Annotated in this window: 15 protein-coding genes, 6 tRNA genes and 1 other annotated feature; of the genes, 4 read left to right on the top strand and 17 right to left on the bottom strand. The window is 59.1% G+C overall.

Features of this window, described 5'->3' with window-relative positions; translation table 11 throughout:
• The 9 genes from BN1125_RS03145 to BN1125_RS03105 form a co-directional block, all read right to left on the bottom strand.
• Positions 1 to 611: SDR family NAD(P)-dependent oxidoreductase (locus BN1125_RS03145; protein WP_042010627.1), on the bottom strand; the 611-nt coding region annotated here is incomplete at its 3' end.
• Positions 608 to 1,036, bottom strand: a complete 429-nt coding sequence (locus BN1125_RS03140; RefSeq protein WP_042010626.1) for a nuclear transport factor 2 family protein — start codon at positions 1,034 to 1,036, stop codon at positions 608 to 610. The genes BN1125_RS03145 and BN1125_RS03140, both read right to left, overlap by 4 nt.
• A 1-nt stretch (position 1,037) precedes the next feature.
• On the bottom strand, positions 1,038 to 2,474 hold the full coding sequence (gene phrB, locus BN1125_RS03135) for a deoxyribodipyrimidine photo-lyase (protein ID WP_042010625.1): 1,437 nt from the start codon (positions 2,472 to 2,474) through the stop codon (positions 1,038 to 1,040).
• Positions 2,471 to 3,358: a MerR family transcriptional regulator gene (locus BN1125_RS03130; RefSeq protein WP_042010624.1), complete on the bottom strand. Its 888-nt coding sequence runs from the start codon at positions 3,356 to 3,358 to the stop codon at positions 2,471 to 2,473. The genes phrB and BN1125_RS03130 overlap by 4 nt, the downstream gene beginning before the upstream one ends.
• A gap of 69 nt (positions 3,359 to 3,427) precedes the next feature.
• Positions 3,428 to 4,372: a YbgA family protein gene (locus BN1125_RS03125; RefSeq protein ID WP_042010623.1), complete on the bottom strand. Its 945-nt coding sequence runs from the start codon at positions 4,370 to 4,372 to the stop codon at positions 3,428 to 3,430.
• 309 nt (positions 4,373 to 4,681) lie between these two features.
• Positions 4,682 to 5,254, bottom strand: coding sequence for a DUF3157 family protein (locus BN1125_RS03120; protein WP_042010622.1), 573 nt, complete (start codon positions 5,252 to 5,254; stop codon positions 4,682 to 4,684).
• A 105-nt stretch (positions 5,255 to 5,359) separates the two neighbouring features.
• Positions 5,360 to 6,196: an adenine nucleotide alpha-hydrolase family protein gene (locus tag BN1125_RS03115; RefSeq protein ID WP_042010621.1), complete on the bottom strand. Its 837-nt coding sequence runs from the start codon at positions 6,194 to 6,196 to the stop codon at positions 5,360 to 5,362.
• 79 nt (positions 6,197 to 6,275) lie between these two features.
• Entirely contained in the window at positions 6,276 to 6,554 is a 279-nt protein-coding gene (locus BN1125_RS03110) for a DUF6482 family protein (RefSeq protein WP_042010620.1), read from the bottom strand.
• An 18-nt stretch (positions 6,555 to 6,572) separates the two neighbouring features.
• Positions 6,573 to 7,184: an HAD family hydrolase gene (locus BN1125_RS03105; protein ID WP_042010619.1), complete on the bottom strand. Its 612-nt coding sequence runs from the start codon at positions 7,182 to 7,184 to the stop codon at positions 6,573 to 6,575.
• Positions 7,185 to 7,355: 171 nt separating this feature from the next.
• Positions 7,356 to 7,477: a sequence feature (Phe leader region), on the top strand.
• Between the two features lie 38 nt (positions 7,478 to 7,515).
• Between BN1125_RS03105 and pheA the strand changes: the two genes are divergently transcribed.
• Positions 7,516 to 8,688 carry a prephenate dehydratase gene (gene pheA, locus BN1125_RS03100; RefSeq protein WP_042010618.1) on the top strand — a complete coding sequence of 391 codons (1,173 nt, stop codon included), beginning with the start codon at positions 7,516 to 7,518 and terminating at the stop codon, positions 8,686 to 8,688.
• A 93-nt stretch (positions 8,689 to 8,781) separates the two neighbouring features.
• Here pheA and BN1125_RS03095 read toward each other — a convergent pair whose 3' ends face one another.
• Positions 8,782 to 9,207, bottom strand: a complete 426-nt coding sequence (locus BN1125_RS03095; protein ID WP_042010617.1) for an LPP20 family lipoprotein — start codon at positions 9,205 to 9,207, stop codon at positions 8,782 to 8,784.
• Between the two features lie 10 nt (positions 9,208 to 9,217).
• A complete protein-coding gene (locus BN1125_RS03090) occupies positions 9,218 to 9,838 on the bottom strand; it encodes a FlgO family outer membrane protein (protein ID WP_042010616.1) in 621 nt (206 codons plus the stop codon).
• 207 nt (positions 9,839 to 10,045) lie between these two features.
• On the opposite strand from BN1125_RS03090, the gene BN1125_RS03085 reads away from it, so the two are divergent.
• A complete protein-coding gene (locus BN1125_RS03085; protein WP_042010744.1) occupies positions 10,046 to 11,200 on the top strand; it encodes a flagella assembly protein FlgT in 1,155 nt (384 codons plus the stop codon).
• A 76-nt stretch (positions 11,201 to 11,276) separates the two neighbouring features.
• Here BN1125_RS03085 and BN1125_RS03080 read toward each other — a convergent pair whose 3' ends face one another.
• From BN1125_RS03080 to BN1125_RS03055, 6 genes are all read right to left on the bottom strand, one after another.
• Positions 11,277 to 12,221 carry a chemotaxis protein CheV gene (locus tag BN1125_RS03080; protein WP_042010615.1) on the bottom strand — a complete coding sequence of 315 codons (945 nt, stop codon included), beginning with the start codon at positions 12,219 to 12,221 and terminating at the stop codon, positions 11,277 to 11,279.
• Between the two features lie 363 nt (positions 12,222 to 12,584).
• A tRNA-Ala gene (locus BN1125_RS03075) sits at positions 12,585 to 12,660 on the bottom strand.
• Between the two features lie 34 nt (positions 12,661 to 12,694).
• Positions 12,695 to 12,770, bottom strand: a tRNA-Ala gene (locus BN1125_RS03070).
• 48 nt (positions 12,771 to 12,818) lie between these two features.
• Positions 12,819 to 12,894: transfer RNA gene (locus tag BN1125_RS03065), tRNA-Ala, on the bottom strand.
• 62 nt (positions 12,895 to 12,956) lie between these two features.
• Positions 12,957 to 13,032: transfer RNA gene (locus BN1125_RS03060), tRNA-Ala, on the bottom strand.
• A 28-nt stretch (positions 13,033 to 13,060) separates the two neighbouring features.
• Positions 13,061 to 13,136 (bottom strand) — tRNA-Ala (locus BN1125_RS03055).
• 45 nt (positions 13,137 to 13,181) lie between these two features.
• On the opposite strand from BN1125_RS03055, the gene BN1125_RS18865 reads away from it, so the two are divergent.
• Both BN1125_RS18865 and BN1125_RS03050 read left to right on the top strand, forming a co-directional pair.
• Entirely contained in the window at positions 13,182 to 13,400 is a 219-nt protein-coding gene (locus tag BN1125_RS18865; protein WP_156993038.1) for a hypothetical protein, read from the top strand.
• 706 nt (positions 13,401 to 14,106) lie between these two features.
• Positions 14,107 to 14,180 (top strand) — tRNA-Arg (locus BN1125_RS03050).
• Positions 14,181 to 14,188 lie beyond the last annotated feature (8 nt).

Raw genomic sequence — 14,188 nt, 5'->3', positions numbered from 1 at the left:
GCAGTCAGCCCCGCCATGATGGCGCGGGAGGCCTGCTCCACCGTCACCAGACAGGGCATGGGAAAATCATTTTTGGCGGTAAGCGGCGTCTGGACAAAGCCGGGGCGGATCAGGGTCACTCCGATCCCTTTGCTGGCCAAATCCAGACGCAAGGTATCCGCCAGATAGTCGAGGGCCGCCTTGGAGGCGCCATAGGCCTCGGCACGTGGCAGCGGCAGCCAGCTCACCGACGAGCTGACGATGGCCAGCCGTGATCCCGCCCCTAGCAGCGGCAAGAAGGCGGCCAGCGCATGGCCGGTGGCGATCAGATTGGTGTCGATGACACGGGCAAACAGCTCGCTGTCAAACCCATCGCCGACATCCATGTACTCGCAGTTGCCTGCGTTGAGGATCAGCAGGTCAAGGGATGGCAGGGTAGCGGCTATCGCGCTCATTGCGGCCAGATCACGGGCATCGAACTGCAGCGGCGTGACGCCATCCAGCCCCAGCGCCTGCAGCCGTTCGCCATCGCGACCACAGCCCCATACCTGCCAGCCTGCCCGCCGGTAATCCAGCGCCAGTTGACGACCGATGCCGGAGGTCGCCCCAGTGATAAGCACGCGGCCGCTCATGCGCCGAGCCTCATCTTGATAGTGCGCACTACGGGCCCGAGCAGCGGCAACTGCTCGTAGAGCATGGCGCCCAGGTCAAAATAGTCCCGGTGCTGGCACACCTTGCCCGCCTCGTCGAATTCGAGGCGGGTGGCCCCCTCCACCGTCACCGGCTCACCACCACGCAATCTGGGGTGCGAGAAGGTCATGGTCCAGCCGAGCCAGGCCTGCAGCCCTTGCTGCTGCTGACTGGTGATGACGAAGCGACAGTAGGCGAGGCGCTGATAGAGGGCGGCAAAATAGTCGCCAAGGGCCGCCAGCCCCTCGATGCGGTGAGCCGGGTCGGTAAAGACCACCTGTTCGGCATAGACCTCGGGCAAGCGGTGCAACTGCTGTTTGTCCAGTTGCTGATAGAGGCCAATAAAGCGGGCCAGCGGCTCGTTCATCCTATTTCTCCAGAGAGCGAAACATCTCGATGGCTCTTACCCGGGCAACGGCGTGATCCACCATGGGAGCCGGATAATCCTGTCGCCCCTTGAGGCGCAGCCAGTCGTGGGGCTGATGCACATAAGAGGGGGGAATATCGGCCAGTTCAGTTACCCAAGTACGGATAAACTCCCCTTGTGGATCAAATCGTTGCCCCTGAGTGGTGGGGTTGAAGACCCGGAAATAGGGTGCCGCATCTGCGCCGGTACCCGCCGCCCACTGCCAGCCACCGTTGTTGGCCGCCAGATCGCCATCGATCAGCCGACTCATGAAGTAATCCTCCCCGAGCCGCCAGTGGATATGGAGATCCTTGGTGAGAAAACTCGCCACTATCATCCGCAGCCGGTTATGCATCCAGCCGGTGGCGTTGAGGCAGCGCATCGCCGCATCGACAATAGGATAGCCAGTGCGCCCCTCGCACCAGGCGGCGAAGGCATCCGGATCCCAGCTCCACGGCAAGGCCGCCGTCTCCGCCTTGAAAGGGCGATTCATGGAGAGGGTCGGGATCAGCACCAGCAGGTGGCGATAGAACTCGCGCCAGATGAGCTCATTAAGCCAGACAAAGCCGGGCTGGGCCTTGGACTGGGGCCGATAGCCGAGCCGCTGCTGGAGCGCCGCCACGCACTGACGGGGACTGATGATGCCCGCCGCCAGATAGGGGGAGAGCACGGACGTGCCCGCGATGGCAGGAAAATCCCGGGTCTCGCCATAGTCGAGCACCGCCTGCTCCAGAAAGTCGTTCAAACGGCGCCGGGCTTCCGCCTCCCCCACCGGCCAGCGCAGATCTGCCGTCAGCTCGCCGAGCGCCTCATCAACCCACGCCCGCTCGGCCAGCGGCTGCCACGGCAGCGGCTCGCCACGGTGCGCAGGGGCGCGGTGAATGACAAAACCATCCTCGTCGAGGGCCTTGAGCCAGGCGCGGCTGAAAGGAGTGAAGACCTTGAACATCTCCCCCGACCCGGTCAGCACCCGCCCCGGAGGCAACACGCAGCAGCCGTTGAACCAGTGACAGCTCACCGCCTGCTCTGCCAGCGCGGCAGTGACGGTGTGGTCGCGACGCAGCTCATCGATCTCGATAGCCTGATTGGCGTAGAGCTGGGTCACCCCCTGCTCGCGGCAGAGGTCTGCCAGCGCGGCAGGCACCTCGGCAAAGGTCTCCACTCGCAGCAGATGGAGCGGAATGCCAAGCGCCGCCAGCTCACGGCCCAATTCATCCACCTGCGCCAATATAAAGCGCTGACGAATCGGGGCCATCTTGTGCAGCCGCCATTGGGTGGGGGAGACGATAAAGAGCGCGGCGACCGGCTCATCACCGGCGCAGGCACTCTTTCCACAACAAGCGCGCAACGCCGGATTGTCGGCCAGTCGCATATCATTGCGAAACCAGACCAGCTTCATGATGTTTTCCTACCGCGTCCGCTGGCGCCAGCCGCAGCAGGGGCGCCCGCCATCAGCGCGGCAAGGCTCGCCTGCCACCCGTGGGCGTTAAGCCACTCATCGTCGTAGAGGCGACCCAGTTCGCCAAACAGGCGCGTACCTGCGGGCCACCCGGCGGCCAGCTCCTGTTTGCCAAGCCCGGCCCCCAGCAGCACCAGCCAGGGAGTGGCCGCACGTCCTTCCAGCAGGCTGGCATGGCGCGGCTCCACCGCCCCCAGCAGTTGCACCTCATAGCCATGACCGAGCAGCTCGTAAGCGGCCCAGACCAGATCGAGGGGGCCGACCTGTCCCCAGCTCGCCAGGGTCACGGGGACCCCCTTCTCCTGCTCGATCAGGTGGCGGGCGAAGCGGGTATGCAGCCAGCCCAGCCACACCTGTTGCAGCAGTTCGCCATCGGGCCGCTCGCGCCACAGCCCCAGCAACCGCTCCACCAGCGGTTGCAATACCCGACAGCGCACCAGCTCGAACGGGTAGCTCGCCAGCAAATCGTTGAGCTCGGCCTCCGCCTTGCGCTGGTTGAAGGCAAGCAGCGCCTGACTGAACAGCTCCAGGGTCTGCTGCCAGTGATCGCTCACCGGCTCGGAATGGGGTTCGCTCAAGAGCCCCTTCACCTGCCCGATACTCACCCCCCGCTCCAGCCAGCTCAGGATCTCGCCTATCTGGCGAATATCCTGCTCGCTGTAGAGGCGGTGGCCCTTTTCGGTGCGGGCCGGTTGCACCAGACCGTAGCGGCGCTGCCAGGCACGCAGGGTCACGGCGTTGACGCCGGTGAGACGGGAGACCTCGCGAATGGGGTAGATCCCCTCATCAGCGAGAGGAGCAACTTCTTGCGGTAAATCAGACATGACAACGTCCATCCAGCAGAGGTGTAAAGCGCCCCGGCGCAAACCATGCACCGGGGCAACAGAACGGATTCAGAGCCCGTAACGCAGCTTGAGCGTATCGGGGTGCGGATTCAGATAAACCTGCTCGGCGAGATAGGGATTGGGGTACTCGCGCAGGTAGTGGCGGATCAGGGTCAGCGGCACCAGCAAGGGGAAGATGCCGGTACGGTACTTGTCGATGGTATCGGCCAGCTCCTGCTTCTGGGCCGGGGTCAGCACCCGCTTGAAGTAGCCCTGCAGGTGCATCAGCACATTGGTGTGGCTACGGCGGTTGGCCCGCAGGGTCAGCGCTGTCATTAATCCCTTGATGTAGTTGTCGGCCACCTCCTGCAGGTTGGCCTTGGCAAGATTGCCAAGCAGCTTGCCAAGCATGCGGTAGTGGGTGGTGGCATGTGAGAGCACCAGATACTTGTAGCGGGAGTGGAAGCGGATCAGCGCTGAGGCGGTGATGCCGCGAGCACAGAGTTGCTGCCAGTCGTGGTAGGCGAAGACCCGCAGCACAAAGTTCTCCCGCAGGATGGGATCACACAGCCGACCATCCTCTTCGACCGGCAGCAGGGGGTTGGCCTCCATCAATGCCCTGGCAAAGAGACCGATCCCCTCCTTGGCGCTCCCCTCGTTGTTGGCGCCATAGAGCTTGACCCGCTCCATGCCGCAGCTGGGGGATTTGGCACAGAGGATATAACCGGAGATGAAGTCGAGCTGGCGTGCCTTCTGCTCACTGAAGGCAATCAGCTGTTCGGTGACATCGAAGCTACCATTGCTCGCCTCGGCACGGATCTCGCCGTTGCGCTTGACCAGCCGGATGGCGGCACGGGGAGCCCCCAGACCGATAGCCATCTCGGGGCAGACGGGGTGATAGTCAAAGTGAGCGCCAAGATCCCGTTCGCAGAAGCTGGAGCGCTTGTGGCCCCCGTCAAAACGCACCTCTTGTCCCAGCAGGCAAGCACTGATTCCGACTTTAATCTTGTTCATGATGGCGCTCCTTGTATAAGCATTGATTCAGTTATAGCAGTTATACAAAAAAACAAAAGCTGTATAACTATTTGCGACTGATACGACACAAGGAGAAAAAAGGGATCACCGAAAAACGAAAAAAAACCATGGCAAACGCCATGGCTACAATCAAGACACTAGAGACTACTGGAAAGAGGGGCAGAGGCTGTACTTAACACCCATGCTGGAGTTGCAACGCCATGACAGATGTAAGCAGCTATTGCCCTGGGTGTCAGCGGCAACACGTTGCCAGCCCAAACGGTGTAAATGGGCCGGTGCGGCGAACAATCAGCGGAAGACCACCTCATCAATTTCGACCCTGACCAACGGTTGATCGACCAATCCGGCAGGACGGGGGATCTCGAGGGCCAGCGACAGACGGGCTTGCCCCTTGCGCAGATAGGTCTCCGGCAGGCGATTCTCGGCGACCCAGAAACGGGCCTCCTGACGACTCAGCTGCACTCCGTCAGCACTGAACAGGGTCACCATGCCACGCACCCCGACTACATTGCGGTTGCCGGTATTGCTCACCATAAAGGTCAGTGCCAACGGGTCAGATCCCCCGACCTTGTCCAGCTTGACCACCACACCATCGCGCGCCGCTTGTGACAGCAATTCGGGGTTGGTCTTGGCCTGCTCGGTCAGTACCGGAGCTGCAACCGCCACCACGGCTCCCGCCTTCCCATCAGCGACCACGCCCTGCTCGGGTTCGGCCGGTTTGACCACCAGATACTCCCAGGTGAAGTCATCGTTGAGTTGAATCTGCCGACCATCGGGCAGCGTCACCTGAGAAAGGGAGGCTGCCTGCGCCAGCACGGGGGAGAGACACAGGGCAATCAGCAGACGGGAGAAGGGTTTCATAAGGCGAAGCTCGATAACGGGTGAAAGGGCGACAGTATAAACAGTCCAGCCGCCCCTTGCCTATGACAGCACTCACGTTCTGGCTCCCGCATCGCCGCCCACAGGCTAGATGGCAAGATCGTGCCGCACTTGATGCGCCATATCCAGGGTAACCAGATCGAACTCGACGCCCTTGAGAACAGAGAGAATATCCGATTGCCTATCAAAGGCTTGGGCACGCTGATGCTCGGGCAGGCGCACCCGGGCCAGGGTGGTAGCGCCGTCGCACAGGGTATGGAAAAAGACCTGCGCCTCATCCAGCCCCATGTCGGCCAGCATCTGTTCAGCCTGATCCACCATTCGCAGATAACGCAGCTTCAACTGCCGTGGATTGGTGAAGCGATTGCTCAGGCAACCGTTGCCCCCCTTGCCCCAGCGACTAAGCTGGCGCTTGTTGAAACCATAGCGAAAGTCGCGGCTCATCACTTCGTTGTCGGCAAAAAACCAGATGGTGTTAGCAGGCAGGGACCCGAACTGGGCAAGATAGTCATCCCGCTCTTCGACCGCCGCCGGGATCAACAACGGCAGATGAGCCCATTCCAGACGAGCCTGCACATACACACCAATGCGGCGCACCGGGTCGATCAACCCCTCCATATTCGGCAGGCGATCACAGAAGATGATCTCGTCGCTCTTGATGATCCAGTGCTCGATGCCGTAACGCTGGCAATAACGCTGAGTCCGGGCCACTTCACTGCGGCTGCGGGTCGGGTTATCGAGGGTGATGGCGCGGATCTTGACCCCGCTGGCACGGCACAAATCGATGCTGTAACAGGATTCCAACCGCCCGGAAAAAGAGACAACCAACTCGTCAAAATTTGCCAGTCGCTCAATCAGCAGCTGTTCCCTGGCTTGAAAAGAGTGATCATATCCCTGATTCAGGGCAACAACATTGGCCCCCATTAAACGGCTCCGGATGATAAACAGGTGGCTTATTGTGCGGGAAATAAGCTGAATAGACCCTTAAATAGTCTGGTTAAAATTAAAACTTGATGATGATGTCCTGCGATTCGGCTGCCATCTGCTCACTTTGGGCGTCATAAATTCGCAATCTTGCCTGATGCACCCGATGAGCTAGCAAGAAACCCTGCGCCTGATCCAGCGAGCTGAACGTCAAGCGCCCCCCCTCACTGTCGGTCAGGCAGAGGCACTCCCCTTCTGCCTCGATGCAAAGCTGATAACCGCTGCCATCCTTGCAGGCGATGATCAGTGTCGCCTCGGGGTAGTGACTCAACCAGTTGCGAAACCGGCCATGCTCCATAGTGCTCCCACAGGGGCATCACCCCTTGCCGGTGGCGGGCAAACAGCCCAGCTCACCCAGTTGCTGGCGGCAACTCGCCGCGTCGGTGAAGACGATCCCCCTGATGCCGAGGGCCTCGGCGGCCGCAATGTTGGCGGGGCTGTCATCGATGAAAATGCACTCTGCCGGTTTCAGGTCGAACGACACCAGCAGATAGCGGTAGATATCCGGCTCGGGTTTCATCATCCGTACCCGGGCCGACACCACCTTGCCGCTGAAAAAGCGCCAGAAATCCTGATGTTGCTCCAACCAATCGATACTGGCATGGCCCATATTGGAGAGGGCGTAGAACGAATGGCCTGCTGCGTGCAGCTCGGCCATCAGGGTTAGCATAGCGGGATCCGGCAGCAGGGAGGCGGGAACCGCCTGTAAAATGGCCAGATTCTCCATCGCCAAGAGGCCGGTGCGCGCTTGTGCTGCCCGGGCCATGGTGTGGAGCGACATGGTGCCTCTGTCCACCTCCAGCCAGTCCCCATGGTTGAACAGTTGATCCGCCAGCTGCTCAGCCCCGTGGGGCCCCCGCACCGAGCGCACGATACCGACCGGATCCCAGCTCACCACCACCCGTCCCAAATCGAAAATAATCGCCATCGTCATTACCTCCTCCACTGCGCTTTCGCCGCCAAAACAGCGTCAATAGAACATCATTTATGCCCCACTTTCTTCACCGGATACCCTGCCCCCATCCCCGCCCGCGGGCAAGTTTTGCTTGCATCAGACCGGCAAATCCCTTAATGGTTAGGGCGTTAATGTGAGGATCAAGATCATGCAAGCGACATTCTTCTTTGCTTTCTCGTTTATCCGGCCCGCTTGAGGGAAGGCCTTTCGTCGTGTGAGCAGAAAGCAAAGACGAATCGAGCCTCCCCTAGCGGAGGCTTTTTTTTGCATTGATATCAATAAATTACTTGGATAGGGAACAATAATGGCAACGCTCGACGAGATCAGACAAGACATCACCCGGTTGGATCAGGAGCTGCTTGCCCTGCTGGCGAAACGCAAGACCCTCAGCATCGAGGTGGCCCGTGCCAAACAGGCCAACCCCCGCCCCATCCGTGACCACCAGCGAGAGCAAGATCTGCTGGTCGCCCTGATCCAGAAAGGGCGCCTTCTGGGGCTGGATGCCCAATACATCACCCGCATCTACCACACTATCATCGAAGACTCAGTGCTCTCCCAGCAGGCCTATCTGCAGAGCCTGCTCAACCCGGAGCAGCAGGAGCCGATGACCAGCGTCGCCTATCTGGGGCCGCGCGGTTCCTACTCCAGCCTGGCCGCCCGCAAATATCTGGCGCGCTACAAGGATCAGGTGATCGAGGTGAACTGCCAGAACTTCCGCGAAGTGCTGGATGCGGTGGAGTCTGGCCGCGCCGCCTTTGGCGTGCTGCCCATCGAGAACACCAGCTCGGGCTCCATCAACGAAGTCTATGACGTGATGCAGCATACCAGCCTCTCCATCGTCGGTGAGCTCACCTACCCCATAGAGCACTGCATCCTCACCGCCGTGCCGACCGAGCTTGGCCGCATCAAGACCTTCTACGCTCACCCGCAGGTGTTCCAGCAGTGCTCCCACTACCTCAGCAAGCTGGAAGGGGCGCGCCACGAGATCTGCGACTCCTCCTCCAGCGCAATGATGAAAGTCAAAGAGCTGGCCAGCCCGGAGGCCGCCGCCATCGGCAGCGCCGCAGGTGGCGAACTGTATGGTCTGGATGTGCTGGCCGAGCAGCTTGCCAACCAGAAAGAGAACTACAGCCGCTTCATCGTGGTGGCGCGCAAGCCCATCGACGTGGCACCGCAGATCCCGGCCAAAACCACCCTTATCATGTCCACCTCCCAGAAGCCGGGTTCGCTGGTCGAGGCGTTGCTGGTGCTACGCAGCCACGAGATCAACATGACCAAGCTGGAGTCCCGTCCGGTGCAGGGCAACCCGTGGGAAGAGATGTTCTATCTGGATGTCTCCGCCAACCTGCAGACCCCGGCGATGCAGGCCGCACTGGTGGAGCTGACCAAGATCACCCGCTATATCAAGGTGCTGGGCTGCTACCCGAGCGAAGACGTGAAACCGACTACGGTGCCCCCTGTTCTGCTGGGCAGCTGATTGAACTGACAAACCCGCGAAGCAACAAAAAGGCGAACATCATGTTCGCCTTTTGTCTTGCCTCTTCTTCGGCACATGTTTCCCGAGAGAAGGTCAGAATTGGCCCGCCATCAACTGATTGATGTTGTAGAGGGCGCGGGTATCGAGCTCCATCTCGGTGGCATAGGTATTGCCCCGCGGATAGGAGGCAACCACCCGGGCACCGCGTACCACGCCTGCCACCGACACATCCAGCGAGTTGGAGGTCTGGGTCAGATCGCGGTAGCTGCTCTGGCCGCGCACCTGCTGGCCATTGAGTTGTTCGGCCAGCTCGCGGTAGGCATCCATCTTGGATGCACGAATAGCTTGCAGCATCTTCTCCGACTGAGAGGGGCCAGGCTGGATGTCGATCACCGCATACCCCACTGCCTTGAGTACCGGAAAATCATCGGGCTTGCCACCCTGGGTGTAATCCACCACCCGGTTACCACTGCAACCGGTGAGCAAGAGTGCCAACAGGCAACCAAACATGATCTTCATGATTCGATCCTCACGGGGTCAGATTGACCAGATGACCGCCCGGCCGAGCCTGACTGTCACGCATCAGATAACCGCGATTGATCGATGCCCGGCCAAACGAGTTGTTGGCACCGACCAGATATTGTTGTGGCACCAGGCTCTGGGCCGTGGTTTCTACCATCTTGGTACGCATGTCAATGATACGGGCGTTGACCAGGATCCCCTGCTTGTTGCGGCTGAAGGTGCCGACCAGAATACGGGAGATGGGCAAACGGGAAGAGAGCTCCTTGTAGTTGCGACTCAGTACGAAATCCCCCTGGGGGGTCACCTTGATGCTGCCGGTCAGCTTGAAGTCCACCACCACCTCGCCGCGACGATTGAGCTCGTAGATAAAGCTCTCCTCAATCTGCTGCCCCATCCAGTTGGTATCCTGCAGGGTGTCGAGATCGACGAAAGAGGCCACCGCGATGGGTTCGGTCAGGGTGGTCAGCGATTTGCGCTCCATCAGCTGATCAGTCATGCGCGCCACCAGCCAGTTGAGTTCCATCCCCTGCACTGCCTGGCGGGGCTCCCCCTGATCCCGATTAATAGGGTCGGAGCCGCACCCGGTCAATGCCAGGACGAGCGCTAACGCCGTAATGAGTTTGTTCATGGATACCAGTTCCTGTATCTGTACCTGACTTGTTATCGGAACCGTCAGACAAAGCTTGAGCCAGGAGTGAGGCATGATTCTTGCTTTTTAATGGTCATCGTCAGCGCCAACGTGCGCTGCCACTTGGAAAGTGTTGTGATCCATGTCGGCCAGCAGATGCCATTTCCTCAAAATGGCTCGGCGGCCCGCCAACTCAAGGTATTTGCCATGAAATTACCGCTGCTGTTGACCCTGCTGCTGGCCAGCCTGAGCGCCCGCGCCGAGCTTATCGAAGCGCAGGGCAGCGCCGCCATTCTGGGGGGCGATGAAGTCTATGCCCGCGAGCTGGCGACCCGCGACGCCCTGCGTCAGGCGCTGCTGGCAAGCGGTGCCGCCGTCTCCAGCGTCCAGCGTCTGGAAAATGGCACTCTGCGATCCGAGCAGATCCAGATCCGCTCCGGTGGCGATATTCGCCAATACCGGCTCAAGCGGGAAGAGGTACGCAACGGCCGCATGTACATCACGCTAGTGGCCGACATTCAGGCCGAGCGCCAGCTCTGCCAGACCCAGCACTTCGCCAAGGATTTGACACTGGTAAGGCTGCGGATGCGCTATCCGGATCAGGCCAGCTACGGCGCCATGGACGACATGCCGGAGAACCTCTCGCGCCGGCTGTTCGAAACCCTCGCCAACGCGCCGCAAGGGGTCGCGGTGCGTCAATGGCTGGATGAAAACCTGCGCATCGACCCGCTCCACCTGCAACAGGGGGATCGCAGCGCCCTCGAGGAGATCAAGGCGCTCAGCCTGCGCACCGACAGCCAGTATCTGGTACTCGGCAGCATCGACGATCTCTCCATCGAGCCGCAGGGCAATCAGCTGACCCGCTGGTATGAGGATCCCGTGCGCAACTTTCGCATGCAGATCTACCTGTTCGACGGCATCAACGGCAGTCTGATCAACCGCAAGGTCTATGAAGGGCGCGCCACCTGGACCTTCGGCAAGCGGGACCGGGTGGGCAGTAGCAGCGGCCAGTTCTGGCAGTCAAGCTACGGCCAGGAGGTCAACTACCAGCTGCAGCAGGCGGCTCAGGATCTGGTGGCCCAACTCACCTGTGCGCCTGTCACCGCCCGGGTGGTCGGCCAGAACGAGCGCGGCCCCCACATCAATCTGGGCCGGCGCAACGGGGTCAAGCTCGGCGACCAGTTCCGCATCCAGCACAACGCCGACTTTATCGACCCCTACGGCAAGTCACGGATGATGCGCAACCCGGCCGACGGCTTGTTCGAAGTCGTGCAGGTCTTCGACGATGGCGCCATCATCAGCAGCCAGAACAAATATTCGCCGTTTAACATCCAGAATGGGGATTTGGCAGTGTTGGAATAGAAGCCAAGGAGTTACCAGCGATTCCGGCCTCTCCCGCCCTCCTCGTTGGCATGGCTGACCACCGGGCTGGTGTCGGTCAGCTTTCCAGCATCTGACGCAGCCGCTCCTGCGCAACACCCACCAGCAGGTCGGGCTGGAACTTGGAGATAAAGCGGTCACAGCCCACCTTCTTGACCATGGCTTCGTTGAAGTTGCCGCTCAGGGAGGTGTTGAGGGTGATAAAGAGATCCGACATACGCGGATCGCTGCGTACCTCGTGGGTCAGCCGGTAGCCGTCCATCTCAGGCATCTCGGCATCGGTGATCATCAGCAGGATCTCGTTGGTCACCTTCTTGCCTGCATCGCACCATCCCTTGAGCAGGGTCAGCGCCTGCAAGCCATCCTGACACTCGATAACCTCGAGCCCCAGCTGACACAGGGTCTCACGCACCTGATTGCGGGCGGTGCTGGAGTCATCGACGATCAGCACCTTGCGACCATGCATCTCGGGCAGGATCTCCCGATCCAGCACCTCTTCCGAGATGCGGATGTCATAGGTGATGATCTCTGCCAGCACCTTCTCCACGTCGATGATCTCGACGATCTGATCAACGCCATCTTCCGGGATGCGGGTGATGGCGGTGAGGTAGTTGGCACGCCCGGCAGAGCGCGGCGGTGGCAGGATATCCTTCCAGGTCATGTTCACTATGTTGGCAACCTGTCCCACCAGAAAGCCCTGAATGGTACGGTTGTATTCGGTGATGATGAGGTTGGACTCGCTGTCGATGGGCATGGGGCGCATGCCGATGGCGCTGCGCAAGTTGATCACCGGGATAGAGGTACCGCGGATATTGGCCACCCCACTGATATTGTGATGGGAGCCGGGTATCTTGCTGAGATGGGGTAACTTCACCACTTCCCGCACCTTGAAAACATTGATGGCGAACATCTGGCGGGTGCCGAGACGAAACATCAACAACTCGAGGCGGTTTTCCCCCACCAGCTGAGTTCGTTGATCAACGGAATCCAATATACTCGCCATACGCTGATATCCATCTGAATTATTAATCGACTCTAGTATAGAGACTGCCCGCCAGGAAAGGCAGACGCATTTTCCACCAGAGCGACCATTCAGGGCACAGGCTCCGCCAGCGCGCACCGGCTCGGACTCCCAGCAGCGACCTGTGAGTCGGTAGCTTTAACGTGCTCAACTACTTCACCAGCGCGCCCGAGATCGGCGGAGATCTCAACATTCTTTGTAAAGCCAGCGAGTCTCGCGGTTTTTTTTCATTCAGGTCATTGGATTTACAAATGAAAGCAGCAAAAACAGGGAGGAATTAAATAATGGAGAAAACAAAAAGGCCACCGCGATGCGGTGGCCTTTTAGCTTCTTGTCACAAGAAATTGGTGGAGCTACGCGGGATCGAACCGCGGACCTCTTGCATGCCATGCAAGCGCTCTCCCAGCTGAGCTATAACCCCGATTTGTGTGAATGACCGGCAGCCATTCTGAATTTGGTGGAGCTATGCGGGATCGAACCGCAGACCTCCTGCGTGCAAAGCAGGCGCTCTCCCAGCTGAGCTATAGCCCCATAATCGGCACTGAACAAATGGTTCTGGCGGCCATTCATCCTAAATAGTGGTGGAGCTACGCGGGATCGAACCGCGGACCTCTTGCATGCCATGCAAGCGCTCTCCCAGCTGAGCTATAACCCCACAAAGGTTGGCCTGGGTGATACACACCGCACTGCCCTGGGTATTCAATACAATCAGGAATCTGGTGGAGCTACGCGGGATCGAACCGCGGACCTCTTGCATGCCATGCAAGCGCTCTCCCAGCTGAGCTATAACCCCTTTGATTCCAGATTGTTCGAGGAGAATTTGGTGGAGCTACGCGGGATCGAACCGCGGACCTCTTGCATGCCATGCAAGCGCTCTCCCAGCTGAGCTATAACCCCAACTCACCTCGGCGCTGACGAAGTTATCTCCGGCAACGGAGGCGCATGATAGGCATCACCCGCTTTGCTGTCAACCCTAAAATAACCGCGATTGATTCGTTTAGTCAAAATTGCAGCAGTTCGCTGTTTTTACCAGCAAAGCTCGTGCTATCTCTCTGTTTTATGTCACAAATCGGCTCAGGCCCCTATAAAGGAGCGGTCGCGCAGCAAGCCGCTTTCCCCATGCAACGCACCCGCTCGAAGACCTCTTTTGCTGACTGGTAATCAACTTCTCACCCGTCACCCCGGGAAAGCCTTTCCATAAAGGGCATTGCATTTGAAAACCCTTTCCATGACTTTTGTAAATTTACAACACAAAAAGTTGATCTGGCTCACAGATGACCATAGGATCAAACCGTGACCCAGGTCACACACCATAACCATAAATGACAGAGCGATGAGGTAAACCATGTTTGAGAATCTGGCAGTCCTGTTCCACCTTAAGGGTGCAACCACCAAGAACGGCATTGTAGAGAAAGATGCCTATGCCCCATCCACCCGTGAATATTACTTCAGCTACGGCAAGTAATTGCTGAAAGCCTTTCACGGAAAACGTAATAAAACTACAACGCACACATCATCACCCAGCCCTCTCGAGGCGCTGTCCTGTCCGGGCCAGATGTTCCACGGCCAAACCTGAACTCCACCAAACAAGAATGGGGCCCACAGGCCCCATCTTTTATTACATCTATTGCATCGGCTCATTGCCGGATCACTGCTTGATCTCAACAAATGCATAAATCGGCCAGAATGTAAGCAACTGGATAAACAAATCTATGCAGTTGTTTATTTTTATTGGTTTTTTTATATAATGCGCGCACGTCCCAGTGGCACAGCTGGATAGCGCGCGCCCCTCCTAAGGGCGAGGTCGCAGGTTCTTATGTACTATAGGTTTTAGTGCAATAGAAAACATGATAGAGTAGGTTGTTATCGAGGCGTAGCTCAATTGGATAGAGCATCCCCCTCCTAAGGGGAAGGTTGTGGGATCGTGCCCCACCGTCTCGGAATTTTCC

It is taken from the genome of Aeromonas fluvialis (assembly GCF_000819885.1).
In the GTDB taxonomy this organism is placed as follows: Bacteria; Pseudomonadota; Gammaproteobacteria; order Enterobacterales; family Aeromonadaceae; genus Aeromonas; species Aeromonas fluvialis.
Note: the sequence above shows the minus strand (reverse complement) of the source record. Positions and strands in the feature narration are given on the sequence as shown.